Here is a 25,596-nt window from a genome sequence, read left to right on the forward strand (position 1 = left end):
GCAATTTATGAATTGCCCCTACAGATTCTCGTAGGGACACCGCAATATTCCGTAGCGCCTGGTTTATTTGCTTGAAAAACGTTGTAATACATAACCAGAGTATTGTCACCAATAGGACTATTCACTCCTTGAGTATCCAATTGACATTGGGTAGCGATACACGATAAATCATGATTCAACCGTTAAATTTTTAAAGATGAAAAATTTCTTTAATTTCAGGTTTAACCAATACAACGAGGGGTGGATATGGATCTGAGCTTAATTGTATCCAATATTTTGAATCCGCCAATCCTGTTTTTCTTTTTAGGCATGACTGCTGTTTTTGTCAAATCTGATTTAGAAATTCCCGCACCAGCGCCCAAACTCTTTTCGTTGTATCTGTTGTTTGCCATTGGTTTTAAAGGAGGGGTAGAACTAATCAAAAGCGGTGTTACTCAGGAAGTAATTCTAACACTCGCGGCAGCAATGATGATGGCTTGCGTTGTTCCAATTTACACCTTTTTTATCCTGAAGTGGAAATTGGATACTTACGATGCTGCTGCGATCGCAGCCACCTATGGCTCTATCAGTGCCGTCACCTTCATCACGGCTAGCGCTTTTTTGACTGAGCTTGGCATTACTTTTGATGGTTACATGGTGGCAGCCCTTGCGCTCATGGAATCCCCAGCAATTATAGTTGGTCTAATTTTGGTGAATATATTCACCGCTGATGGCAAGCGAGAGTTTTCGTGGCCAGAAGTTTTGCAAGAAGCATTTCTTAATAGTTCAGTTTTTCTATTAGTCGGTAGTCTCTTAATAGGTGTCTTGACAGGAGAACGCGGTTGGCACGTATTAGAACCCTTTACTCAAGGGTTGTTTTATGGCGTTCTCACCTTCTTTTTACTGGACATGGGACTGGTTGCTGCCAGAAGAATTAAAGACTTGCAAAAAACCGGAGTTTTCCTAATTTTATTTGCCATACTAATTCCAATACTCAATGCAGGCATTGGGTTGGTGATTGCCAAATTCATCGGTATGCCTCGTGGAGATTCGCTGTTATTCGCTGTATTGTGTGCCAGTGCTTCTTACATTGCTGTCCCAGCGGCGATGCGGATGACTGTTCCAGAAGCAAATCCCAGCCTGTATGTTTCTACTGCTCTTGCAGTGACATTCCCGTTCAATATTATTGTGGGAATTCCGTTATATCTCTACGGAATTAACCTATTTTGGAGGTAATAATATGCACGTAGTTAAAAAGATAGAAATTATCGCCAACTCCTTTGAGCTGGCCAAAATTTTAGATAATTTAAACAAGTCGGGTGTACATAACCATGCCGTAATCCGAAATGTTGCTGGTAAAGGATTACGAGGAACGACAGAAGATTTAGACATGACCATGCTTGATAATGTTTACATCCTCGCGTTTTGTATGCCAGAACAACTAAAGCCGGTTGTCGAAAACATCAAACCACTCCTTAATAAGTTCGGAGGTACTTGCTACGTTTCCGATGTGATGGAAATTCGCTCTGTCAGATGTGTTGCCTCGATGTAAGAGAGTTATAAATTTAATGAAGCATTTCATGGAACGTCGTGACTTTTTGAAGTTAGGAATGACCGGAGCGTTTGGGATGATGTTATCTGCCAGCGATTTCCTCTGGCGGGTGGAACAGGCTAAAGCTGCCGAAATACCCTCAACCTCCCCTGAATCCCTCAATCCCGATGCAGCATTGCAAAAGCTGATGGAGGGAAATCAGCGGTTTGTTCAGCATCATCCTCAATACCCCGATCAATCTGCGCTGCGGTTGCAGGAAGTTGCTCAAGCTCAACATCCATTTGCAACTATTCTCAGTTGTGCGGATTCACGAGTCCCCGCAGAAATTGTTTTCGATCAGGGCATTGGGGATATCTTTGATGTTCGGATTGCCGGAAATATTGCCACCTCTGAAGCGATCGGCAGTATTGAATATGCGGTTGTCTTGTTAGGTTCTCCATTGCTGATGGTGATGGGTCATGAGCGTTGTGGGGCAGTAACGGCCGCTGTACAAAACCAATCGTTACTCGGTGATATTGGTACTTTTGTGAAGGCAATTAAACCAGCAGTGGAAAAGGTCAAGGATCAGTCGGGTGACGCGGTTGAAAATGCTGTGGTTGCAAATGTACAATATCAACTTGAACGGTTGAAGCGATCGCAGCTTTTAACTGAGCAGGTACAGTCAGGCAAATTGAAAATCGTCGGAGGTCGTTACGATTTGGATACAGGGAGGGTAAGTATCATTACTTAATTTGGCAGAGGATTCCCAACAATTAAACAATTTAGGACTTACGCACAAGAGATCCCCCAACCCCCTTATAAAAGTTGGCTGTTTAGGGTTCCCCTCTTTTTAAGGGGGGATCTAGGTTTCAGGTTTTCAGTAACTTCTTCAATCCTGCACAGTCATTGGTAGACGAATAGTGAAAGTAGAGCCAACTCCTGGTTCACTTTTGACAATAATCTCACCACCCATCATCTGGCAAAAGTGGCGGCTAATTGCCAACCCCAGCCCCGTACCTCCATACTTTTTCGTAGTCGAAGTATCTCCTTGTGTAAAAGGTTGAAATAACTGCTGCTGTTGACGGTGAGACATACCTATGCCTGTGTCGGTAACGGTGAAAGTAATCATGCCCAAAGGAGCCTCCAGTCGTCGGAATTCATCCTTTTCTCTGTTGACTGTCAGTATCACCTTGCCGTTTGTAGTGAACTTGCCAGCGTTACTTAGTAAGTTTAATAACACCTGCCGCATCCTGGTTTGATCGGCGTACATGATGCCAAGTTGCTGATCAATATGTACTTCTAAGACATTGGCATTTTTTTCTATAGTCGGTTTGACTGTGAGGACAACGTTATGAATTAGGGTTGCAATCTCGAATGTCTCTGGATAGAGGGTCATTTTCCCCGCTTCAATTTTTGACAAGTCGAGGATTTCGTTAATTAAGTGCAGTAGATGCTTACCAGCAGAGTTAATTGTTTCTAAGTCTGTGATAAAGTCTCCTGATAAACCAAGATCGGTGGCGTCGTCTTCTAAAAGTTGGCTTAAGCCAATGACAGCATTTAATGGCGTGCGTAATTCGTGGCTGACATTGGCCAAAAACACGCTTTTTGCTTTGCTAGCAGCTTCGGCTAATTCTTTAGCTTGTTGTAGTTCTTTTGTTCGCTCAGATACTCGTTCAATCAGACGATTTAGAGATTTGGCGAGTAGGCCAATTTCATCTTCAGTGGTGACTGGAGCTCGCAAATCGAAATTAGATTTTCTTGCAACTTGCTCCGCTACTTGGGTGACAGTGATAACTGGTTCAGCGATCGCCCGACTGGTACGCCATGCTACAATGGCTGCGATCACCACCGAAACCAGCATACTCATAATCACGATGAATCGCTCAACTACTTTTGCCTCTTCAACAGCTTTTTGCCTTTCTTGCTCTTGAACTTCAGCAGTTTGCAGGATGTTAGTCAAGCTTTCAGAAAGCTGGTCTAGCCGAATGGCTGTTTCACCACGCATAATTGTTAATAACTGCAATCGGGCAGAGGAAATCTGCTGAGGCTGCATTTGCTGGGAGTCAACTTCCTTTAAGACGACCTCTATTTGGTCAACGTAAGCTTTTAAATTAGTCTTATAATCCAGCAATAACGTCTGTAAAGTCGAACTTGTTGCTGCTAGTCTTTTAGGTTTACTATCGATGAATCCGGCAATTTTTGACTCTAATTGCTTGGCTTTTTCAACATTTTTCAGAAAATCGGCTTTTTTGCTTTGCAGCTGTTGTGAATTTTCCAATACAGCAACTAGGTTAGAGCTATGCAATTGCGCCCCTACTACTGCATCTTTATAATTACTCAGTAGTTGTCCTTGTTCATAGGCTTGATTGAATTGCCTGACTTCTCTTCCCCGGTAGTAGTTGGCAATCACTAACCCAGTCAGTGAGCCAAAAAAGCCAATTCCAATAGCTACAAAGTACCCATAGCCAATTTTTTGATGGATACGCCAAGAACTGGCTTTGAGTTTCCCTCGTGAGGGAAATTCTATAGTCGGGAGTTCGTCTGTCGATGGCTCTTCGGCTAACACTTTTTTGCTTTCTGAACTGCTGTCGATAGGGGTTGGCTTTTGAGGAAAGCATTTCTCAAATCTTCTTGCCTTCCCGCAAAAATCACTAAATCAGTCTAGCTTGTGCAAACACTTTCATTGATGATTAATATCTAGATTATCTTCTTTTATAGCAATAGCAAATCATTACTTATTAGATAATTAGCATAACCTTATACAGTATAAGTGGTTTGGATATAGCAATTTTAAATCATTGTGAGAGATAAAATTGCTGAAATGCCTATAAATAGGTACTTTTAATCTCCGTGTTTTCTCACCTTTCAATTTTGATTGCTATAGCAATGAGTTCTTGGCATCAGGTACGCCATTACTCTACCTTACTGCTTCTTGAGAAAATTAATACAATCAGGAAAAAAACAAAAGCTTTGACATTCGTTGGGCACTTGTACTAAGCGAACGCAAGAGCGTCTCGTAGAGAAGCCGAAGTAGCGAAGTCGAGGTAAGCCGTTGGCGCAGCCTCTCCAAGAGTTGTATTGGGCATTGGGAGGAGACAAGTTAGAGACTTCTTTTTCCTTATCTCCCCAGTCCCCATTGCCCCTTATCCCCAGAGAGCGCCACGTATTCCCAAGTCCCCAGGCACACATATCATAAAATAGTTCTAAAATCTAGTCTATATGAACACACAAAAACTGTTATTACGTATTAATATCAATACGAATGCGTTAATTGACGAAGACGGCTTAAGATAGCTTTAATATCAGATAAAATCGGCTTTTAGGCTTATATAAATGAGAGGTGGACTGATTTTTGCATAATTTGTACTTAGATTTAGTACGATTATGAGCAAATGACACGGAATGGGATAATTACAACCGGAGGATTCCAGTTGATTCAAAAAAAAGAACTCAGAAAGCCGATTATAATACAACATCCTTCTGAGTTCTATCCTCCTACTGACTTTCTACCTTGTAGTTGATGCAGTAGATATTACGGGACAATTATGGTTATAGGATACTAAAACCCTTTTCTGCCCTTGACCTAATTCTATTGATGCACTTGTGCATTAGCTAATCAACAGCCTTTTGGTTGTAATTATCCAGATCAGAAAAACTCAACTGTCAAATTTATAGGAGCGAAAATGCCAGAACAAGAATTCACAGAAAGCACATCCAAAGAGGGTACAGTGACAGATATCAACAGCCAAACGGGAACCATCACCAAACTCCAGCCCCCCGCACAATCTCAAGACGAATGGCTAAAATACGGGGAGCAAATTTCTAGCTTTTTAGCAACATTACCAGAATATCTGGGAAGCTTCTTTAATCAATATAAGCAACCCCTGGTAACTGTTGGTTTAATTGTGGGATCAATTGTTGGGGTTAAAGTACTCTTGGCAATATTAGATGCTTTGAATGATATCCCCTTGGTAGCACCTACTTTTGAGTTGATTGGTATTGGTTATTCTGCCTGGTTTGTTTACCGCTATTTACTCAAAGCCTCAACCAGGAAAGAGTTAACTAGTGAAATCACCACTCTGAAATCACAAGTAGTTGGTAAAGAAATTCCAGAAGCTTAATATCTAACTATGGCTTCTTCTGCAAAGACGCTACGCTAATGCTTTAATTCAAAATCATGCTCTGTTCTGATCTGAGGAAGCCTTAGATCAGACTTTTCTCAAAATTAAGAATTTTTTTGAATTTTGAATTTTGAATTCTCTGCAATGGGTTGGCCAACAAGCAAGGGAGCAGGGGAGCAATAAAGAATCTTTATCCCCAGTTCCTCTGCCTGTTTGTTGAACACTTTTCCTAGCAAGCTCACTGAGACGAGCCTCCTGCGGACAAGTTACTTTTTAGGTTGTGCTTTGGAGTGCGCGAAAGTCCTGGAGACACGCTGCGCGATGCCTGCGGCAGGCGTAGCTGCGGCACAATGTTTTGAGATGGAATTGCTTCCAACTTGCCACGTTTTACTAAAGCTTGATGAATCATTGCTGCCACTTCAGTCCGACTAGCTACTTTGTTAGGAGCGAGAATTTGTTGATTTGGATAGTTAACTACCAGACCATTAGTTGTAGCAGTGGCTATTTTGCTGATAGCATAGGTTGGAATATCTTTAGCATCTTTATAGACACTTAAAATCTGATTTGGGGAAGTGGGTGCTTTTAAATTCAATCCACTGACAAGGGCAACTAAAACTTGCACTCGCGAAATATTTTGTTGTGGTTTGAAGGTTTTTTTAGGGTAGCCTGTAAGAAATCCGGCACTGATAACTTGGTCAATTGCTGGAGTTGCCCAGAATTTTGCTGGTACATCTTGAAATGCGATCGCGGTCTTAGACGGTTCTTGGTCAAAGGCTTTTTGGAGTATAGCAGCAAATTCGGCACGATTTACAGGCTGATTTGGTCTGAAAGAATAATCAGGAAACCCCTTGAGAATACCACGGGAAGAAAGAACATCTATAAAACGCCGACCCCAGAAGTTATTGGGCACATCGTTAAATGCAATTGGCGGCGGAATAATGGATTTTTGTTTTGCCGGAGTTACTAAAGGCAATGCTAATGATGTAATTGATGACTCAAGTCCTGTTGAAGAGGATACAGGCGTCTGTGGTTGTGGGGATTGAATTGGGATTACCTCAGCAGATGGTAACACTGCACGGGAAGAAGTTGCGCTGTTAGTCGGAAATGAAGGTATCTTGGGTTCAATAACACCTTCAGGTGGAGATGACGGCAAAACTTTGAATCTAGAAACTGCATTTGGTTCTACCTTGGGAGTAGGGGAGGGCAATACTTGATTTGGTTGAACGCTAGGAGATGGAGTGGAAGAAGGCGACAGCAGCCCGTTTAAGTTCCAGCTAGAATCCCTGCCAGACAATGACCAAAAAAGAATCGCTCCGATAGTGGTGAAGGCAATCAGAATGGCTATAAATTCATCAAAGCCAAGGGCAGTTCTTTGGGATGACTCCGGTTCGGAAGGAGGTCTATTTGTCATCGTGAGTACCCTGGTAGCAGTAAAATTTGTGTCTAAACAAATTAAGCCACAGATGACTCTTTTACACCAGCCCTTTTTAATTCATAATTCCAATTTGTAATTCGTAATCACGCTCGTTGCGCGGCATCGTCTCCCCTTTTCCCATTCGTGAGAGGCTAACGCCTGCCGTAGGATGCCCGTTCGCCGTAAGGCGTCCCGTTAGGGAAGGGCTGTAGGGAGAAGACTTGCTAAAGTAATTCGTAATTTGTAGCAAAATATTAGGCTTCTGGTTCAATGCCGAGCGATCGCAATTGGGCAGTTAAGTGATCGGCTCTTTGGGATTTTGCACTTTTTGTAAAGGTTGTTTTTAGTTTAGCTTGCGATCGCTCTTGCCAGTAATTGTGAAAGCTAGCATTTAAGACAAGAGATTTTGCCCTTGCTTTGTTAATTAAGAAGCTGTACTAGGCTAATGAGCATTTAAGTTGCATAAAAGCAGGGCTGGAGCCGCTTACTACAAGCGAATCATTCTGGAAAAATGAATGAGGATTAGCTTAGTTCGACTAGATACCTAAACCTAAACCGGATTTAAAGGTGGCAGAATGTAAAATATTAACTTATTGTTTACCTGTCTTTGTAAAAATCAGGGTGTCTAGTGCCAGAAGAATTCAGTTGCTCAATCTTACCGCCATTTTTGTCTATTGGTAGCGATCGCGATCTCGATTTAGAGTCAACCCTCCAAGAACTACCAATGTACAACTTCCCAGTAGAAATCAACCGCACTGGTATGGAAGTGGCTAATTTTTTGGAAAAATATCCCCTGTTACCAGGAGTTATTTTGGTAGAACAGGGAAACTTTATTGGGATGATTTCGCGGCGACGACTGCTGGAATTTTTGATTCGTCCCTATGGACAAGAGTTATTTGTTCAGCAACCATTAGCCGTTCTCTACAGCTATGCACGGATACCGATGTTGCTCCTTGCTGATACAACATCGATTTTAACTGCGATGCAACTTAGCTTAAAGCGATCGCCAGAATTCTTAGCAGAGCCAATTGTAGTACACACAGAATCTGGTGCTTATAGATTGTTAGATGTACAAGAATTGAATATTATTTCTTGGCAAATTCGGGGAATTGACAATCTGGTGCGGTATGAACGCAGCCAAGCCCAAATGATTCAAAATGATAAAATGGCAAATCTGGGACGTTTGGTAGACGGCATAGCGCACGAAATTTTAGACCCAGTAGGTTTTATTTGGGGTAATATAACTTATGTTTCAAACTACAGCCAAGATTTACTCAAGTTGATAGCAGCTTATGAAAAAGAATTCCCATTAGCTTCCCAGGCAATTAATCTTATTAAAGAAGAGATTGAATTTGATTTTTTAGAACAAGATTTGTCGCGATCGCTTGCTAGTATCCGCACCGGAGCGGAAAGATTAAAAAAACTCGTCACCAGCTTACAAAACTTCTGTCATATCGATGAACTTTATCCAAAACCAGCAGATTTACATGCCTGCATAGATAGTATTATTTTATTAATTAATAGCCGTCTTCAAGGAGAAATTGAAATCGTAAAGTACTACGGTCAATTACCTCCAATCTATTGCTTTATGGGGCAATTAAATCAGGTTTTAATGAATATTTTCAGCGAAGTTGTAGATACTTTAATCAATGAAGCAGTGCGACAGCAGTTGCATCTAGATGATACAAAGACTGTTCAAAAACCCCGAATTGATATTACCACAGAAGTGATTTCCCAGGAAGCAAGCAACCCAAATTTAGCAGATTCTCGTTGGATCTTAATTCGCATTGCTGACAATAGTTCTGGAATATCTCAAGAATTGCAACAGCAAATTATGGAGTCTTTTTCTCTTGAAACAAAGAATAGTAAGAATACTAGTTTAGCAGTAAGTTATCGAATTATCACTGTAAGACATGGTGGAAAATTAAATTTCCATTCACAGATTGGTATAGGTACAAAATTTGAAATTTTATTGCCTTTAGTTTAAGAAAACTGCATCCTCAAAGGCTTATTTGAGATTCATAAAATTTTGCTCTTAGTCTTTGACTTGAAACAAAAAATTTCTTTTAGGTTAGGTGGAGTTTGAATATCCATCATAACATTGCGTTAGATTACTTTCTAAACTTGCCGCTTGATAGGAATTTGAACTATAAACTCCGTTCCTTTTCCAGGTGTCGAAAAAAATTCTAACTTGCCGCCATGTTTTTCGGTGATGATTTGATAACTGATAGCCATTCCCATTCCTGTTCCCTTCCCGACAGGTTTTGTTGTAAAGAAGGGATTGAAAATCTCTTTTTGAATCGATTCGGGAATCCCAGAGCCATTGTCAGCGATCGCAATTTTTACCCATTGCGAATCAACGACAGAAGTACGAATCGTGATACGACTGGGATCATCCCGGATTTCCTGATAAGTCCGTTTGGCATTGAATTCTTCGAGCGCATCGAGCGCATTTGCGAGAATGTTCATAAACACTTGGTTAATCTGTCCGGCGTAACATTCTACATTACATAAATTGCCGTAGTCTCTGATAACCTGAATTTCTGGGCTTTTGTCAGTGGCTTGGAGGCGGTGCTGCAAAATCATCAAAGTATTGTCGATGCCTTCATGAATATCCACCGCTTTGAACTCACTTTCATCTAGGCGCGAGAAGTTACGTAGTGACAGCACAATATCCCGAATACGCTCCGTCCCAATATTCATTGAGTCCAATACCATAATTGCGTCTTTTTCTAGAAAGTCTAAATCAATGGTTTCGCGTTCAGTTTGAATTTTGGCAGGTGGGTTGGGGAAGTAGCGATGATAAAGCTCGACTAGTCGCAGTAAGTCATGAGTATATTGCTTTATATGGTTGAGATTTCCATGAATAAAGCTAACAGGATTGTTGATTTCGTGAGCAATGCCTGCCACCATTTGACCAAGGGCAGACATCTTTTCGCTTTGAATCATTTGAGCTTGCATTTTATGCAAAGTATCTAACGTATTTTCTAACTCCTGTCTTCTATGCTGCAAGTCTGTCCGAGAGTCTTCTAACTCACAAATGACTTTCTTCAGTAAAAATTCCTTTGTGCCAATGTCAGTTTCTAACTGGCAACGTTCAGCTTGACAGCGTTCCAGCTTTTTTTGCAAGATCCGGTTTTTCTTTTCCAACTCTTGGATCTGGATGAAATCGTCTTGGTTATCCATACACTACTTATTTTGTTCCCATTAGCAGTGTGACAAATGTTTTGTTATGATATTGCGTTTGACCTTTGCTTACCAAAGGAGCAATTTCACCATAAGCGTAGAAACCACAGCAAGGCAACGCCTTTGGTAAATGAGTTTTGACTAGCTGATACTCAAGTCTAGTCAGAGTTCCCAGAATTCGCCGCCGGGCTGCACAGGAAATAAGTAACGCTGCTGTTGGCTCGACACCGGGATAATCGGCAAGAGCATTCTTTAGGGATGCCTCAGAAGCTGACAGAATATTGTCACGAGTTGCATCGGTGATTTGCACAACTGCCTGTTCAGGAATATCAGAGAAGAAGGTAACGCTACCAGATTGTTGATCGTAACCATTAGGTGCCCGCATATAAAAATGGTCTTGATCCTCAAAAACCGTCAAGGCATGAATCGCAAAGTTGGCCGCAAATCGTTCTTCACCGAGATAGTGCTGGTAGAAATCTAAGGCACGCTGTCCATCAATTTCATAGACTACGTTGCCATTAACTTTAGTTACACGGCTACGTTGACTGATGGGAGTCCAACCACTAGCAACTCCGTGGGAAAATAGTAGTTGTCCAGAGAACAGCAGCACTGGGACTGAATCACTTAACACTTCATCCTGGAAAAATTGGTAGGTCTTATTAAAGGTATAGTCATCGGCAGCCATTCCTCCAATGATGGGAACATGCTTTCCCAGACTTTGTTTTAAACCCTCTAAAATCAAAACCCCGTTGCTGGTTAGACTATCGGGAAAGGTGAGGCATAATTGCGGTAAGGATGCACTCTTTGCCTTTGCTTGTGCGATCGCTTGTTGGGCTGCAAGGGCTGGATTTTTAGATGCTCCTCGTGCAATACCTGCCCGAATTTCCACTTCATCTGTAGCAAACAGCATTAAAGTTAGAGAATCTTGCTGAAACTCCAGAATTGAGGAGATTTCTCCATTTGTAGTTCCACCAATCAACTCAATTCCGGGGAAAGCATCTTGGATGCGTTGCAAAATTAACGCATGGTCAAAGTCTATAGCAGTGAATAAAAGTCCAGCCTGAGGAATTGACCCTGCTAAGGAACGGCTACATTCTTGAAGAACTTCAGCGATCGCGTTTTGAGAATCAGGATCGTCACTATGACCAACAACAACTCGAAACACAATTACCCCATTGTAAGTTTGAATAGCAGCGTGCTAATCCAATTCCGAAGGCAGCACTTAGCAACTTACACTTAGATTTCCCACTTACTTTAACTAAATCTCAATTCACCTGACTTTTTATTTTATCCTCATCTGAGGATACAAAAACTGCATGAAAAATTTTTGGAGCATTTTCTCATTTCAATATATTGTGTATTTATTTTGGTAGATTCAACAAGCCTTAAATTGTCGGGTGCGTTAAAGCAAGGCGTAACGCACCAAGAAATGTGATGCGTTACGGCTAAAATTCCAATTCTTAAAATCTCTTTTACAGCAAGCTTTCGCCACGTTGGTAAATTTCCCGCGCGTAGTCAGTCCAAGCACCTTGTCCCCAATAACGAAAACAACTGGTTTGGAGCAAAAGGTTATGTAGGAGAACGTTACGGTAGTTAAATTGTCTGCTAACAGGTTCTGCTGAATCAATTTGCTGTAATGGCTCAAATTTTTGATGGAATAAACTGCTTAGTTGATACATGGGAGACAACACATTTTCATATCCTTTCACCCAACTGATATGATTTGTCCACGAGGCTCCATCCATGTGAAAATTAGAGTTTATTTGCTTTAATTCTTGAATCGCATTCTCTACAGTTTCAGGTTGGCAATTCTCTGGTGAAACTCGCTCCCAAATCTGATGTTGTCCAACTGGTTGACAACTTGGATAGTCTTCAGGTTTGCATCCAGCAGCTTCTATTAATTCTAAATATTCTGTACCACACATCCCAACAACACCTGATTTTCCTTTGCCGTTATTGACCATATCCCACCAAGCTTGTTTAAAAGCGCTAGGAAATTCATTCATCATCACCCCACCATTTTCACCATCTCCAATTTGGCTAACTATTGGTGGCACAAATACACTACCAATTTGTTGTTTGGATAAGGTTTTTGCTTCATAATAAGGCTGCATTTGTGCAACTAATTTAGTATCCGAACCTTGGGTTTTAATTAAAGCTGTGATCCTAATTGTTTCGCCTTGGGAATTGCGGGCAATCAGACGATGTGGTAAATGTTTGTGAGTAAGAGATTGACCGTTAATTGTTTCTACAGAATGTTCTTGAACAAGTAGCCAGCGATATCCACATTCTTTCAGCGCTTTCACAAATTCAAACAAAGCATCAGGGTGATTTGGTAGGTGCATTTCTGGGGGCGAAAATCCTTTGACTCGCGCTAATGCTTCCCAGCCAAAAATTGCCGCAAAGTGATGTTGCCATGCGATGATATGCAATTTAATATCTGGTATAGGTGTGGAAGGAATAACTGCATGGCTCCACATTGTACCCAGCCACTCTACATAAGGTTGATAGGTGCGATCGCAAGTGATGCGTTTGAGATTATCCAGAACATCACCGCGTCCCATTTGCCGCAGTCCCCACAAAAGATTACCAGAGTAATCCAACATCACACGCGGATTGCAACCTTGATTTACAAGTTCGGGGATCAAGTCTCCCATGCGGCTGTAACAATAAGCAAAAGGATCTGCATTGTGGTTATCCCCCTCATGAGGATGTTCAAACATATATTGCAGATTGCTGATGAGTGTACCATCATTTCCTGCGGGTATAGTTGGCTGGTGCATGTGCAAGGCGATCGCAAACACAGCATTCACATCCTCTAAGCGGATATTCGTTGTTGGTAAAAATACTGGTTTATTATGGTTAACTACAGAGATAACCTCTGTTTCCCAACCAGAAATATTCGGCAAGCCATCAATGATTTCGGGCAAAGGAGTAAGAGTCGTGGGGAAGGAAAGCATTTCTGATTGCTCCGAAATAAGTTATATCTATAAAACTTGCATGAGTATCTAATAGCACCTGACTCAGTATAGATACAATAAATACCTTGAGTCATAACATTTTGAATTTGATGATTTTCAGTAACTGCGAACTCAGGCAAGTCTATAGCAATCCGATTTGATCAAATAGGATTGCTATAGTAATTATCGGTGCAGTCTACCCAGATATTCGCATCTTTATGTTCTACTGATTGATGAAGTTTGTTTACCATCTGTTAATATGTCAGATTTTAGTCAGAAATTTATGAATTGCATGATTCGGCCCTTTTGGCAAAGTATACTTAGTCCATGCTGCTGGCGTTGATTAGGATGCTGATTGCCCATGTCTGGAGAGACAAGTTGCCAAGAGCGTCTGGGCGGCTGTGGCCAGTTATCGGCAGCAATGTGTAGAATTGATTCCTGACTTTTTAATAGTAAATTTAACACAATCAGGACTTACGCAAACAATAGCCGAAAATAAAGATTTTCTTCTTAGGGCAATTCATGAATTACCCTAGAGCGCGTGTAATTTTGCGTAAGTCCTAACAATGTCACCGAAATTATCGTTTCTGCTTTTATTAATGCTATTCGGACTAGATTCTCTGGGGTGCATCCCAGTTTTTATTTTGTAATCAGAGAATAACTTGTCATTGCCTTCGCGTAGCGTCTCGTAGAGAGGAGGGACGACGAACGCAAGAGCGTGTCGCAGACAAGCAATCCCACAATCTCTCACTAAGCACCAGTTGATCGGATTGCCACGCTCCACTTCGTTGCGTACCCTACGGGAAGGCTCCGCCTACACAATGACAGGCAAAAAAGTGGGATGCTCCCGATCTTCTGTTCGCCAAAGTAGTCACAAATTCTAGTCTTGAATTTTATTGCAATCCTTTTTATCAGGTTCGACTATATTTAGTTAATCTCTGCCTAATTGATTCAGGTAATCGTTCTGGATACTTATAAAAATAAAATATTTTTAATAAAATAAAATTCATGTTCCGAGCTAACCAAATTTGCCCTTGCTCCATCAAGGATAGTGTTTTAATATAATCATTAAATAAGTGTTTAATTCGCACTATGCTGGTTCCTCTTGTAGAATCATCAAATGTTTTCGTTCCTGGATAATATCTATAGTTACCCCAAGTTTCATTGAAATACTTAACATGAGATGAACGAACCGCTTTCAAGAGGAAATCTACATCCATTACATAATGATCTTCTACTTTGTATAGTCCGATTTGCTCATGCAATGATTTATGGTAGAAGTAAGCCGAGGGATTTACTGGAAAAGAAGCATCGATAATTCCATCATCATTAACTCGTCTTTCTAACAGTAAATCAATCGTCCGTAATCGGTTAGGTTTATTAATAAAAATTATTTTATCTTTTTGATCCAAAATATTACAGTTACTAACAATAAAGCTAGGCTCTTGTAAAGTTAAAAAAATTTTACAGATGCGGTTAAGAGCATTTATTTCATAAAAATCATCAACATTTAAAATACCAATAATCAGTCCTTGTGCCATAGCAATTCCTTTATTCATAGCATCAGATTGTCCTCGATCCTTTTCACTAATCCAGCGGATGTGAGGATATTGATTGGCTTTATCCTTAATAATGTCTACTGTTTTGTCACTTGAACCTCCATCAACAATAATATGCTCCACTTCTAAACAGTTTTGGTCAATAACAACTTGAAGACAAGATTCTATAAATCTCTCCCCATTATAAACTGGTGTAATTATACTAATCATTAACAACTACCTCTTGTGAGTATTATAAACAAAAACATAAATAAAACAATTGATCTCTAATAATAGAGTTCCCTATTGGCACAAGTTTCTAACATAATACGGTTTAGTGTAAGTAAGTCTGTGCTAATATTTAAAGCTTTGTTAAGAAATTTAAATCCTTGGTGCGTTGTCGCACAGTGCAACGCATCATCAACGATTCAAGGTGCGTTAAGATAAAGGCAATTGACCGCAGAAGCCTCAAAAAATTTATAAATTACGCGCAGACACACAAAAAATCATGTTCTTGACAAGATCAAATCACCGAAACGATGGATTATTGTCAAAAAACTAGTTTTTGACTCGACTATTGTTTTCTTGGTGCTGGCGGAGTTGCTATTCGTAAAATTAGCTATAGCAACCAAGGAGCAAGGCGTTGACACCATACGGCTAAATGATACCATCCGACTAAAATTTATACTGAATTATTTTGTATTGCAGTGACGAGTGCTTTAGCCACTTGCTGGGGAGTCATGGGGATCACCCAGCGAAATAATTTTAAGTCGCGCACTATGTCTGTGTCTGTCAGGGAAAACAGTAATGCAATCTTCAGATATTGTGTTCAGCTATAGTAATCCTAAATCATTCGTGAAAAGTTAGATCCCCGACAACTTTTACAAAGTCGGGGATCTGGACACCGCGAATTTGAACGAAATCAGATAGGACTGCTATAGCTCCTGGCGCAAAGCTTGGGTAAATCCTAAGATGGCAAATTTGGTAGCTGAGTAAGTCAATCGCCTCAACTTCCTGAAAATTGAGTTTTCCCTGGAGGGTGGGATCAGATTTTTCCAGACGCTGGAGTTCATTAAGTAGATACTTATTTGTACGTCCCTACAGCCGATTCATGTGTTGCAAAGATTTTTGGAAATGGTATGATACAACTCAAAATTCAAAAATTCAGATTTAATCTGGGTTTCTGGGTTTGAATCTGTTGCCCTCGTTTAGAGAATTGGTATAAGTTTTAACCAATTAAAAAATTCTCAAACTTCTCTAATTAGCCAATTTTACAAAAAATAGACTTGTTCAGAATTTTATAACTCAGTCTGTACAAGGGTTTTAAAGGTTGACCATATGTCTTCATTCAACGTAGCAATAAGGGTTTGGCATAGTTGATGATAGTTTAGAGAGAAAAAATAGGATTTTTAAATTTTGAGCGGCAACATGATTTCTTATGCTGTACAATCCGCATAAACTATATAGGGTAAATATTTAGTATTTATAAAGATAAAATTTTATATTCTATCTTTTCGCAAATTTAATTTTAGGACAGGTCTAATGAAACTAAAGCAATTTGGGGTTACATTTTTGAGTGTTTGTATTGCTGCTTTTTCGGGAATGAAAGCAGCAGAGGCGGCATCGTTTTCGGTAATTGCCGATGGTCTTAATAATCCACGGGGTCTAACTTTTGGCCCTGACGGGAGTCTCTACGTCACAGAGGCAGGAACGGGCGGAAGTGGAGCTTGTGTTCCTTCACCGAGTGCGGCAGGTCAATCTTTATGTTATGGCACAACTGGTGCAGTGACAAAAATTGGAAATGGTACGCAAGAACGTGTACTTACAGGACTTCCTTCTTTAGCATTACCAGATGGTACTGATACTGCTGGGCCTCATGATATAAAATTTGATGCCAGTGGCAAGCCTTATATTGCAGTTGGGTATGCTTCTAATCCCACATTTCGCGCCACATTAGGTAACACTGACTTAGGAAAAATCATCACTGCTAATTTCAAGACAAATTCCTGGACTAGTGTTGCTGATTTAGCTAATTATGAACTTGCAAATAATCCTGACCAAGGCGATCTAATTAGTAATCCCTTCTCTCTTCTTTTGGATGGAAATAATATTATTACAGTTGATACTGGTGCTAATGAGTTACTCAGTGTAGGGACTGATGGGAGTAATTTAAAGGCGATCGCCACAATTCCTCGGCAGACATTAACTAATCCAGTTTTTCCCTCTGGTGCATCGTCATCGCCATTTGAAATCCAAGCAGTACCGACAAATGTCGCCAAAGGCCGAGATGGCGCTTATTATATTAGCCAATTAACTGGTTTTCCTTTTCCCGAAGGTAAAGCAAAAATCTACCGAGTTGGTTCTGATGGTCAACCAACAGTCTATACCGATGGCTTTACCCAACTTACTGACTTAGCTTTTGATCCTGAGGGTAATTTGTATGCTTTGCAGTACGCTAATCAGTCACTCTGGAAAGGTAATGTAGATGGTTCTGTGATTAAAATAGCGACCGATGGAACTCGCACAACTATTCTTAGTGGCAATGGATTAGAGTCTCCTACTGCTTTGACTATTGGTGCTGATGGTGCTATTTACGTGACAAACCGAGGCGATAGCCCTGGACTTGGACAAGTTCTCAAAATTGACAATCCCAAGTCTGTTCCTGAATCTAGTTCTACTTTCAGCTTATTAGCGCTTCTTGGCACTGTGAGTGTTACTTTGTTGCACAAGGGTAAAACCAAACGACTTAAGGGACTTCCAGAAAATAAATTATTCTCTAAATAAAAATGAACTGAATTTGATGTCTAAACCTCATCTATGTTGAAAACCGTAATTTTTGCCCTGATCTTAAATCTCTCTCCCTACTGGGAGAGGGACTTTTTTCCGGCTCCCCTTCTCCCAATATTGGGAGAAGGGGCTGGGGGATGAGGGTTTTTTCTTTTCATACGGAAAGAACTACAGTTTTCAAGGTGGACGCGGTTTATTTAGGAAAAATACGAGTTGGTGGAAAATATTTTGAGAGTTCCTGTCCCACATGGACAGGAACTCTCAAAAGTGTTACTTAATCGTCAGTCGCTCAAAAATCAGCGGTTGGTGGTAGATATACCATCCAAGGTGTTAACGCTGGGATAAATAGTTATAGCGACTTGACCTGACATTGAGTTTTTCTGGACAGTAACAAATCGCCAAAACGCTGCATCTTAGCCAAAAAACTCAGTTTTTCACGAGGCTGTTGTCTTCTTGGGGCTGGCGGAGTTGCTATTCGTAAAATTAGCTCTAGCAACCAAGGAGTAAGGCGTTGACACAATACAGCTAAATGACTTTGCCATCCGACTAAAATTTCTGGTGCATCCCTTTGCATTCCGGTGATCAGTGCTTTAGCCACTTGCTGGGTAGTCATGGGGATCACCCAGCGAAATAATTTTAAGTCGCGCACCATGTCTGTGTCTGTCAGGGAAGGCAGTAATGCAATCACTCGGATATTGTATTCAGCTAGTTCCTGGCGCAAAGCTTGGGTAAATCCCAAGATGGCAAACTTGGTAGCTGAGTAAGTCGCCATAGTTGGTGCTGCTACTTTCCCCATCAGACTCGATACATTGACGATTGTCCCTTGCCTTTGGCTGGCCATGCGTCGAGCGATCAGACTTGTAAGGTTGTACATTCCTAACAAGTTCACAGAGAGTTCTTCTTGAACTTGGGGCAGTTTAGATTGCAAAAACGAGCTTTGGTATGCGACTCCTGCACAATTAACCAACAGGTGAATCTGTCCGTAATTGCGCCACAGTTGAGCAACAGCGATATTCACTTCAATTGTCTGCGTCAAATCTAATGCCACGATCGCAGTTTCTGTTCCCATCGCCTCGATTTCGTTGGCTATCTCGACTAACTTTTGGCGATCGCGTGCTACCAATATCAGCCGCTTAATGCCTTGTTGCGCTAGTTCCAGAGCGATCGCTCGTCCAATACCACGCGAAGCCCCTGTAATTAGGGCTACTTTGCCTTGAATATCCATTGGTTTTATCCTCCAAAATTTAAGTCTTACCAAACTCTTTGTTATTGTCGATACACACAATCAACAGCTACTCGCTTGTCGGCACAAAGTAAGACAAATAATTAATCGCAATTGAAATCAAATTCAAACGAAGCCTTTAGCAACGATATATTTCTTGGTTAATCTGCAATCCCTCATAATTGTCTATACGAGGCAGAAATTTCTCGTTTTTAACCCGTCAAAGCCTAACATACTTGGCTGAATGCATGTAGCTCATAGATTTTACTTCTCCTAGATCCGAGCGCTCATCAGCATCGTTGTCATACACACGTTAGCAATTAAATCAAGGTATTGCAATATTCTTTAATCAGGATTTCTTAATACTTGTTAACAAAAGCATATATATGCAAAAGATTTTATTAAATAAGTTTTTATGAATATCTCAGTACAAATATCTCACTTTCCTGACAATTAGCTCCTATTTGGTGAAATTGTTATACCTAACTCATAATTTAGAAACAAAAAAGACATATAGCCTTTTTGTTTATAGTTGCAACACTTATGTTTTTGGGCTAGTTTGCATATTCGCATCAGTATATTTATTTACTTATACAAAATCAAGGTTTCTGATTTTTATTTTTTAAAAGAATAGAATAGAGTTAAATTATTGTCTTTAATGCAAATTACAACGGCATGTTTATCTGCCAAAACTTTAGAACAAATGGTAATTTGTATAGCTTTAGCTTTGAGTTCATCATAGAAATGCTTGAGACTTGCTTGGTATATAGCAAACTTAAATCATTCGTAAACAACAAGATCCCCGACTTCTCTAAAAATTCGGGGATCAAAGGCTTTCAATCTTCACAAATAAAATAAGATTGCTCTAATTAAAACTGTGAGTAAAAGACCAATTTTATTTTTACTGGATAGAGTCCAGCAGTTGATTCATCTAAAATCAGCACTGGTGGATAGTTAACTATAGCTCTTGCTATAGCCAGTCTTTAGCCTTGTCCACCATAAATATTTGACCCAAATTCACCTAATACAGGGCCTGGTTAAAATTTTGACCAACAGTTTTGTTGTACTATCATTCCCATATACTTTCTAGTCGGGACAATAGCTTTTCTAAAAGTTTTTTTCTAGTTTTAATTCGTTTGGGTCTCTTTACATTTCGTCCAGATACTGCGTTTTGCGTAGATACTCCGTTTTGTCCAGGCGCTCCGTCTTGTCCAGGCGCTCCATTTTGTCCAGGTGCTCCATCTTGTCCAGGTGCTCCGTTCGTTATAATTGTAGTATTAACCGTACTCTCACCACCAGACAAGTTTGCTTCTTCGGTTTCAGTTAGTGAGATAAACATTGGGGATGTTTGAGTGCTTTCCATACTTAACCTAAGTTGCCAATTATAAGTTTTGAACTTTTGACAAGACTGTTTTCACTTAAGATAACCAGAGCAAAGGCGTACCAAAATGGTTATATTCCGTATCTCAACAGAGAAAATATCGGGAATTTTGGTATGTTTACTTTACTTACTCTAAACTAATAGACACACTTGCTTATTCGTTTGGAGCAAGTAAGGTAAAAAGAGTTTCGTTATCCACAAAGTTATTAGATTGTGATGAATACGATTTACGAAATAGCAGCGCTTGTTTCCCTACTGGACTACTCACAGGTGAACAGTATGTTTAGGGAAAAGCGCTGCTGAAAACTATCAACGGTTGCAGGTGGGCAACGTCAATGTGAAGTTTCTTTAAGAAAAGTAGATAGGTAACAAAAAAGTATGATTAACTAATCAATAACTAATGGCTGGGAGGTCAATTAGTTTATTGAGTCACATCCGAAAGTAAGTTAACCTGTGGCAACAGGATAAATTATTTTAAATCTGACGTTTTATTTCTTTAAAAGCGCGGTTAATCGACTTTTAACGTTTTTTGTTTCCTTTGAACTAAACCTCATCGTTTTGCTTATACCGATGAATTATGCTACTATTGCGCCAGTATTGTGATTTCCACCATCTCCACCATCTCCACCAGCTCCACCAGCTCCACCAGTTCCACCATCTGCACTAATACTGCTACCAATTATAGGTAGAATAGATTTTTTAGGGGCGATAATAACGACACCACCCTTGGAACTGCCGCCATTGCCACCGGAACCACCGGGACCGCCACCACCCGGTGCATTTACTACGACTACAGGTACTACTTTTTTACCACCAGACAAATTAGCTTCTTCGTTAGTGCTTAATGTAGTAAACAGTGTGCTTTCCATGATTTTAGTTCTCGCTTGATTATTATGATTGAAGTCACGTCACTCCAAAGTCATAGATATAAACTTAAAAAAGTATATTTAGTAACTTTTTCCTGGCGTTAAAAGTATTATTACCCCTCTTGCAAAATAGGTCAAGCAATTAAATATTTAAGAAATGTGTATTACACTGCTTAAGACCAAGGCTACATAGTTAACATTTATACAGACATAAATAAAAATTTATTTTTATCTATCAAAAAATATCAGGCGTCAATCAATATATATATTGATATAAATATGACAATATAAAAGCTGAATTTTGTCTGAAAATGTATAATTTTATTACGTATTAATACTGGTAAAATTCCTAAAACGCCCATATTTTCTAAAATATATCAACCAAAAAAAATAACACTTTTTATACTGGTACTAATTGAATAACTTTCTAAAACTCAAAACTGGGATTCGGCATTTTTAAAATAAGTATTTTCCCGTAAACAGATTTTTATACAATTATTTTATACAACAACAATTTGAATATATATAATTTCTTTTAATATGAAAACGTTTAATTTTGCTGAATTATTGATAATTTGGAAAAAGCTTTATTGACTACACAAATTTTTTGTAAATAAATAAAGAAAGGATAAAATTTTAGATATAAATTATAAAGATTTGGTGTTCGTACTAAAATGCGCTAATTGTTATTTAAACTTAGCTGTATATAAGCCTGATATTTATATAATAAATACATAAATAGTAGGCACGAATTAACCTAACTATATAACAAAATGTAAATCTATCAAAGTCCTTGTGATTGCTTTGTTTCACTCGCAATGACATATTTATAAATTTTCCCACCCATCTATTTACAAGCAAGGCACTTATCAGTCACAAGCATCAACGTGAAAGAAAATCAGGTTGTAAAAAAGGGAAATGCGATCGCACTGATCGACAACTCCCAATTGCAAAGTAAAAAAATATCCGGCAGAATTAGTTACAACGAGCGCAAATCGATACACAACTCAAAGTGCTAAAAATTCAAATGACTGCTGAGTCCAATGTAATCCGACAGGCAATCGCATTCGCAAAAGCAGACTTGAGTCGCAACCAAAGAGATTAGCGAGATAGGGGAATTACAATTCAGACAGAAGTGCAAGAACCAGAAACTGCTGCTGAATTAGCTAGGGAGGAAATCAACCGATATCAGCAGCTAGGAAATACGGGGGCGATCGCTATTCTCCAAATTAAGGAAAAAGAACAAGCTTTCAAAGCTGCTGTTGCTAGACTAGAAAGGGCTAAAGCGGGGCTTCTTTAAAGGTACGGTTAATCGTATCTTGACTTTTATTATTTCCCTTTTACTAAACTTTATAAGTTTACCTATGGTGATGAATTTTCTATCTCTTAACAATTCCAACATTTCCACCACCTCCACCATTTCCACCACCTCCACCATTTCCACCATTTGTAGTTCCTCCATTAATAGAGCTATTATTAATACTGCCGGCGATTACGATAACAATGCCACCAAAAGCGTCGCCGCCTCTACCGCCTTTGCCGCCTTTGCCGCCTTTGCCGCCTCTGCCGCTATTGGCTTTACCACCAGACAAGTCAGCTTCTTCGTTGGTGCTTAATGCAGTAAATAATGTGCTTTGCATAATTTTAGTTCTCGCTTGATTGTTGGGATTAAAGTCACGTCACAAAAAAACTAACAGATAGACAAAAAGTCTATTTGTTAGTTTTTTTGTGTCAATAAAAGTATTATTAGGGTTCTTGTTAAAAAAATCAAGCAAGTTGTTATTTAAGAAAATTATAAATATTTGCTCTCGTCTAAAATGGGATAACTTCTATATTAAACTTAGCTGTATATAACCTTGATATTTACATGTTTAAGACCTCTATTATAGGATTATGAGAGTATTACTATGGTTCTTGCTAACAAAAATCAAGCAAGTTGTTGCTTCAGAAAGTTATAAATATTTGCTCTGTCTAAAATTAAATAACTTCTATATTAAACTTAGCTGTATATAATCTTGATATTTACATATTCAAGACATATATTATAGAATTCATATTTGATTTTTGAAATATACGTAGGGTGCGTTATGCTAACGCACCAGAAGCTTGGAATGGTGCGTTACGACGTTCCGTCGTAACTACCCTACAAATACTTATATTTTTTCAAAATTCAACTTGGATTCCTATAGGCGTAATAAAAGCAAAAGCCATCGCTTTCGCCCTCCAGGGCGAAAACAGCAATTTATGGGAGTTTTGCAAAAAAGCTCATTTAAAGAGAAGACGGGAATATGGGGCAGAATCAGTTACAACGATCGCATCTCGATGCACAACTAAAAGCTTTAGAAACTCAAGTCACTGCTGAGTCCAATGCAATGCGACAGGCGATCGCATCCGCAAGCGAATTGCTTCATTTTGATTGTCTACATTCGCTTCGGACATTGTGTAATTAATTCTGTCCGACTACTTAACTAAGGGTGGGTAGGGGTAGGTTGAAGATTTGATGGTTTGGCTGACTGGGCAGTTGGCCCCTTCCAAATTTGATTTAACTGATCTGCCGACAAGGACTGTAAAATACTGAGATTCAGAGGCTCTTTACTGATAAATGTGGCGTAGGATGGCTGTAAATAGGATCGGTATTCAGGGCGATTCAGGAGATGGGTTTCCATAAAAGCTACACTCAGGGCATCGAGATAGGAATAAACGGCAACGCGATCGGGACCCAGTAAGGTAGACGGTACAGGTAATACATCATCTTTAGATTCTCCGATCGCCGAAAAGTGGGTGGCATTTTCAATCAAAGCCAGGTACTTATTGGGATCAGAAAGCCAGGTGAAGGGGCGAATTTGCTCAAATACAGGTGGGGCGAAAATATCTTGACTACCTGCTACCAGCATTACCGGAATTTTAATTTTACTTACTCCACCCTCACCCAAAATTGAGCTGTCAAACGGATTAATCGCCATGACAACCTTGATGCGATCGTCTTTGAGTTCGTAATTTATTGGTGGTAACTTAGTTGCTTGACACTGCAAAAAGAGCGACAAATTAAAGGATGAATTATTGGGATTACAGTCTAGCCTTAGTTGCCTAAAGTTGATATTTGCTCCTGCTAGAGTCAAAACAGTATAACCACCAAAGGACTGACCGATCGCCCCAATTTGCTGAAAATTGAGTTTTCCCTGGAGAGTGGGATCAGATTTGTCTAGACGCTGGAGTTCATTGAGTAGATATTTGATATCCAAAGGTCGGTTGATAAATTCTGCTGCGTCTGGCGGCCCTGCCAAACCTGCAAAGTATAACTGAAAGCGTTTGGCATTACTACCAGGGTGTTCCAGTACAGCAACGGCAAAACCATAGGATGCTAGATGTTCAGCCAGATAAACAAAAGTAGAGCGGTCTGAGGCAAGGCCATGAGAAATTACAATCAGGGGAAAGGGAGGCGAGGGCAGTTCTTTAGTGCTTGGTGAACCTGCTTTTGGCAGATAGATATCCACGGGTAGACGGCGATTGCGAGAAATGTCATTTAGCTCTAGGCTTTTTTTCTGCCAACTGTATTTTCCAGGCGATCGCAAATCTGGCTGTTTTGAGAAGTCAATTGTTGAATTGGCTGCTTCAGTGATCGCTTCTTTTTGAAGAGAGGCAAAAACTTCATCCTTTTTTTTGATCAATTGCGACAAGTCATCGACTATCCTTAACCCCTCTGAAAAATTCACCCGGATAGTATTGCTAGGAAATTTCCGCAGCAAATTCACAACTGTTAAGCCCTCTTGATCAGCAGCAGACAAAATCAAAGAGGCACGGATTGCATAAAAGCCATTCTGTCGAGACTCAGTAAGGAGTAATTTTCCCAGTTGTTGCACCAGCTCCTCACCTATAGGTGAGTAAGTAACTTGAGATACTAATGTCGGAGTGACATTGAACCTTTGCTGGAGTAGATCCCGCAGTTGAGCGAGTTGTTGGGGAGTAGCACGGTTAGCATAAAATGAAAAATCTTGATCTATTTTGCCAACTTTCGCAAAAGTTTCCAGTGAGTCCACGGATAAATAGAATTCACCGAAGGGAGGGTAATAAAAGCTAATGCGTTCAGCTCCCAATCCGGGAGTAGCAGTCAAAAACGTAGATAGCAAACCGAAACCCAGGTATCTGAAAAATTTTTTCATTAGAAAAACCCACTGTCTAACTCTGCCAAACTTGTTTGGCCAGGGAGGAAAGCGGGGCGGGAGCTATAACCGCTTTCCTGTTTACTTAGTTTAGATATATCAAACAGGCTACAAGCACAAGAAAGCAAGTACTTACTAACTATAGTTTCACACATATGCTTTAAACCGACACTGAATTAAATTTCGGGGTGCTAGGGGCGCACAGTTAGTTTACTTATTATCCTGAGTTATCAAAACACATGGGTGGCAAATTTTTCAGCTAAACAGCACCAGTAGGGCGATAATAGATATAGAGATTAAAATATTTTATATGTCCTTCCCCTCCTGCGCCTGTTGTGTTGTCGTCCTCAATCAACAACAGAAGCAAAATATCTCCCACCAAAGCCAGTACCAGGATGTACCAGTTAACCACAGCAAGAGCATGGTTAAAAGTTGCACTGTAATTGAAAAT

Annotated in this window: 21 protein-coding genes and 2 pseudogenes; 9 read left to right on the plus strand and 14 right to left on the minus strand. The window is 39.9% G+C overall.

The genetic code is table 11. The annotated features are described in order from the left end of the window. The first annotated feature begins 246 nt into the window (after window positions 1-246). Genes V7K21_RS15235 through V7K21_RS15245 form a run of 3 tightly spaced genes read left to right on the plus strand, consistent with a single transcriptional unit; the run spans window position 247 to window position 2,261 of the window. Window positions 247-1,215, plus strand: coding sequence for a sodium-dependent bicarbonate transport family permease (locus V7K21_RS15235; RefSeq protein WP_335175579.1), 969 nt, complete (start codon window positions 247-249; stop codon window positions 1,213-1,215). A 4-nt stretch (window positions 1,216-1,219) separates the two neighbouring features. After that, window positions 1,220-1,531, plus strand: a complete 312-nt coding sequence (locus V7K21_RS15240) for a P-II family nitrogen regulator (protein WP_335175581.1) — start codon at window positions 1,220-1,222, stop codon at window positions 1,529-1,531. 28 nt (window positions 1,532-1,559) lie between these two features. Continuing rightward, on the plus strand, window positions 1,560-2,261 hold the full coding sequence (locus tag V7K21_RS15245; protein ID WP_335175643.1) for a carbonic anhydrase: 702 nt from the start codon (window positions 1,560-1,562) through the stop codon (window positions 2,259-2,261). A 138-nt stretch (window positions 2,262-2,399) separates the two neighbouring features. On the opposite strand, the gene V7K21_RS15250 is transcribed toward V7K21_RS15245, so the two are convergent. Then, window positions 2,400-4,076 carry a sensor histidine kinase gene (locus V7K21_RS15250; RefSeq protein WP_335175583.1) on the minus strand — a complete coding sequence of 559 codons (1,677 nt, stop codon included), beginning with the start codon at window positions 4,074-4,076 and terminating at the stop codon, window positions 2,400-2,402. Between the two features lie 1,117 nt (window positions 4,077-5,193). Between V7K21_RS15250 and V7K21_RS15255 the strand changes: the two genes are divergently transcribed. Next, entirely contained in the window at window positions 5,194-5,631 is a 438-nt protein-coding gene (locus V7K21_RS15255; protein WP_273769015.1) for a CAAD domain-containing protein, read from the plus strand. 238 nt (window positions 5,632-5,869) lie between these two features. On the opposite strand, the gene V7K21_RS15260 is transcribed toward V7K21_RS15255, so the two are convergent. Next, window positions 5,870-7,042 carry an S-layer homology domain-containing protein gene (locus V7K21_RS15260; protein ID WP_335175585.1) on the minus strand — a complete coding sequence of 391 codons (1,173 nt, stop codon included), beginning with the start codon at window positions 7,040-7,042 and terminating at the stop codon, window positions 5,870-5,872. 76 nt (window positions 7,043-7,118) lie between these two features. Then, complete coding sequence (locus V7K21_RS15265; protein ID WP_335175587.1) at window positions 7,119-7,316, minus strand: hypothetical protein; 198 nt, start codon at window positions 7,314-7,316, stop codon at window positions 7,119-7,121. 357 nt (window positions 7,317-7,673) lie between these two features. Here V7K21_RS15265 and V7K21_RS15270 point away from each other — a divergent pair, with 357 nt between their 5' ends. Next, a complete protein-coding gene (locus V7K21_RS15270) occupies window positions 7,674-9,032 on the plus strand; it encodes a sensor histidine kinase (protein ID WP_335175589.1) in 1,359 nt (452 codons plus the stop codon). A gap of 131 nt (window positions 9,033-9,163) precedes the next feature. On the opposite strand, the gene V7K21_RS15275 is transcribed toward V7K21_RS15270, so the two are convergent. From V7K21_RS15275 to V7K21_RS15295, 5 genes and pseudogenes are all read right to left on the minus strand, one after another. After that, the gene (locus V7K21_RS15275) at window positions 9,164-10,231 is read right to left on the minus strand and encodes a sensor histidine kinase (RefSeq protein ID WP_335175591.1); all 1,068 of its coding nucleotides are present in this window, start codon (window positions 10,229-10,231) and stop codon (window positions 9,164-9,166) included. Between the two features lie 7 nt (window positions 10,232-10,238). Continuing rightward, complete coding sequence (locus V7K21_RS15280; protein WP_335175593.1) at window positions 10,239-11,396, minus strand: FIST signal transduction protein; 1,158 nt, start codon at window positions 11,394-11,396, stop codon at window positions 10,239-10,241. Between the two features lie 307 nt (window positions 11,397-11,703). Continuing rightward, the gene (locus V7K21_RS15285; protein ID WP_335175595.1) at window positions 11,704-13,191 is read right to left on the minus strand and encodes a glycosyl hydrolase family 57; all 1,488 of its coding nucleotides are present in this window, start codon (window positions 13,189-13,191) and stop codon (window positions 11,704-11,706) included. A 911-nt stretch (window positions 13,192-14,102) separates the two neighbouring features. Then, window positions 14,103-14,960: a glycosyltransferase family 2 protein gene (locus V7K21_RS15290; protein ID WP_335175597.1), complete on the minus strand. Its 858-nt coding sequence runs from the start codon at window positions 14,958-14,960 to the stop codon at window positions 14,103-14,105. Window positions 14,961-15,351: 391 nt separating this feature from the next. Beyond that, window positions 15,352-15,543: pseudogene (locus V7K21_RS15295) on the minus strand (SDR family NAD(P)-dependent oxidoreductase); the annotation flags it as partial. A gap of 728 nt (window positions 15,544-16,271) precedes the next feature. On the opposite strand from V7K21_RS15295, the gene V7K21_RS15300 reads away from it, so the two are divergent. Beyond that, a complete protein-coding gene (locus V7K21_RS15300) occupies window positions 16,272-17,513 on the plus strand; it encodes a ScyD/ScyE family protein (RefSeq protein WP_335175599.1) in 1,242 nt (413 codons plus the stop codon). Between the two features lie 352 nt (window positions 17,514-17,865). On the opposite strand, the gene V7K21_RS15305 is transcribed toward V7K21_RS15300, so the two are convergent. The 3 genes and pseudogenes from V7K21_RS15305 to V7K21_RS15315 all read right to left on the minus strand — a co-directional run bounded on the left by V7K21_RS15305 (window position 17,866) and on the right by V7K21_RS15315 (window position 20,988). Then, the gene (locus V7K21_RS15305; RefSeq protein WP_335175601.1) at window positions 17,866-18,741 is read right to left on the minus strand and encodes an SDR family NAD(P)-dependent oxidoreductase; all 876 of its coding nucleotides are present in this window, start codon (window positions 18,739-18,741) and stop codon (window positions 17,866-17,868) included. Window positions 18,742-19,640: 899 nt separating this feature from the next. Further along, window positions 19,641-19,766 (minus strand): annotated as a pseudogene (locus V7K21_RS15310) (ATP-binding cassette domain-containing protein); the annotation flags it as partial. Window positions 19,767-20,694: 928 nt separating this feature from the next. After that, a complete protein-coding gene (locus V7K21_RS15315) occupies window positions 20,695-20,988 on the minus strand; it encodes a hypothetical protein (protein ID WP_335175603.1) in 294 nt (97 codons plus the stop codon). 884 nt (window positions 20,989-21,872) lie between these two features. Between V7K21_RS15315 and V7K21_RS30755 the strand changes: the two genes are divergently transcribed. Further along, a complete protein-coding gene (locus V7K21_RS30755) occupies window positions 21,873-22,004 on the plus strand; it encodes a hypothetical protein (protein ID WP_442948889.1) in 132 nt (43 codons plus the stop codon). 116 nt (window positions 22,005-22,120) lie between these two features. Continuing rightward, window positions 22,121-22,285, plus strand: coding sequence for a hypothetical protein (locus tag V7K21_RS15320; RefSeq protein WP_335175605.1), 165 nt, complete (start codon window positions 22,121-22,123; stop codon window positions 22,283-22,285). Window positions 22,286-22,364: 79 nt separating this feature from the next. Here the strand turns inward: V7K21_RS15320 and V7K21_RS15325 are convergent, their stop codons facing one another. Then, entirely contained in the window at window positions 22,365-22,625 is a 261-nt protein-coding gene (locus V7K21_RS15325; RefSeq protein WP_335175607.1) for a hypothetical protein, read from the minus strand. Between the two features lie 648 nt (window positions 22,626-23,273). On the opposite strand from V7K21_RS15325, the gene V7K21_RS15330 reads away from it, so the two are divergent. Continuing rightward, entirely contained in the window at window positions 23,274-23,435 is a 162-nt protein-coding gene (locus V7K21_RS15330; RefSeq protein ID WP_335175609.1) for a hypothetical protein, read from the plus strand. Window positions 23,436-23,453: 18 nt separating this feature from the next. Here V7K21_RS15330 and V7K21_RS15335 read toward each other — a convergent pair whose 3' ends face one another. Next, a complete protein-coding gene (locus V7K21_RS15335) occupies window positions 23,454-25,145 on the minus strand; it encodes an alpha/beta hydrolase (protein WP_335175611.1) in 1,692 nt (563 codons plus the stop codon). 259 nt (window positions 25,146-25,404) lie between these two features. Next, the gene (locus V7K21_RS15340) at window positions 25,405-25,557 is read right to left on the minus strand and encodes a hypothetical protein (RefSeq protein WP_335175613.1); all 153 of its coding nucleotides are present in this window, start codon (window positions 25,555-25,557) and stop codon (window positions 25,405-25,407) included. Window positions 25,558-25,596 lie beyond the last annotated feature (39 nt).

This window comes from Nostoc sp., assembly GCF_036919595.1.
GTDB lineage: Bacteria > Cyanobacteriota > Cyanobacteriia > Cyanobacteriales > Nostocaceae > Nostoc.

Coding starts and splice junctions, on each gene's coding strand:
- V7K21_RS15235 (WP_335175579.1), top strand. CDS start 247: ATGGATCTGAGCTTAATTGTATCCAATATTTTGAATCCGCCAATCCTG.
- V7K21_RS15240 (WP_335175581.1), top strand. CDS start 1,220: ATGCACGTAGTTAAAAAGATAGAAATTATCGCCAACTCCTTTGAGCTG.
- V7K21_RS15245 (WP_335175643.1), top strand. CDS start 1,560: ATGGAACGTCGTGACTTTTTGAAGTTAGGAATGACCGGAGCGTTTGGG.
- V7K21_RS15255 (WP_273769015.1), top strand. CDS start 5,194: ATGCCAGAACAAGAATTCACAGAAAGCACATCCAAAGAGGGTACAGTG.
- V7K21_RS15260 (WP_335175585.1), bottom strand. CDS start 7,042: ATGACAAATAGACCTCCTTCCGAACCGGAGTCATCCCAAAGAACTGCC.
- V7K21_RS15275 (WP_335175591.1), bottom strand. CDS start 10,231: ATGGATAACCAAGACGATTTCATCCAGATCCAAGAGTTGGAAAAGAAA.
- V7K21_RS15285 (WP_335175595.1), bottom strand. CDS start 13,191: ATGCTTTCCTTCCCCACGACTCTTACTCCTTTGCCCGAAATCATTGAT.
- V7K21_RS15290 (WP_335175597.1), bottom strand. CDS start 14,960: ATGATTAGTATAATTACACCAGTTTATAATGGGGAGAGATTTATAGAA.
- V7K21_RS15300 (WP_335175599.1), top strand. CDS start 16,272: ATGAAACTAAAGCAATTTGGGGTTACATTTTTGAGTGTTTGTATTGCT.
- V7K21_RS15305 (WP_335175601.1), bottom strand. CDS start 18,741: ATGGATATTCAAGGCAAAGTAGCCCTAATTACAGGGGCTTCGCGTGGT.
- V7K21_RS15315 (WP_335175603.1), bottom strand. CDS start 20,988: ATGGAAAGCACACTGTTTACTACATTAAGCACTAACGAAGAAGCTAAT.
- V7K21_RS15325 (WP_335175607.1), bottom strand. CDS start 22,625: ATGCAAAGCACATTATTTACTGCATTAAGCACCAACGAAGAAGCTGAC.
- V7K21_RS15330 (WP_335175609.1), top strand. CDS start 23,274: ATGGGGCAGAATCAGTTACAACGATCGCATCTCGATGCACAACTAAAA.
- V7K21_RS15335 (WP_335175611.1), bottom strand. CDS start 25,145: ATGAAAAAATTTTTCAGATACCTGGGTTTCGGTTTGCTATCTACGTTT.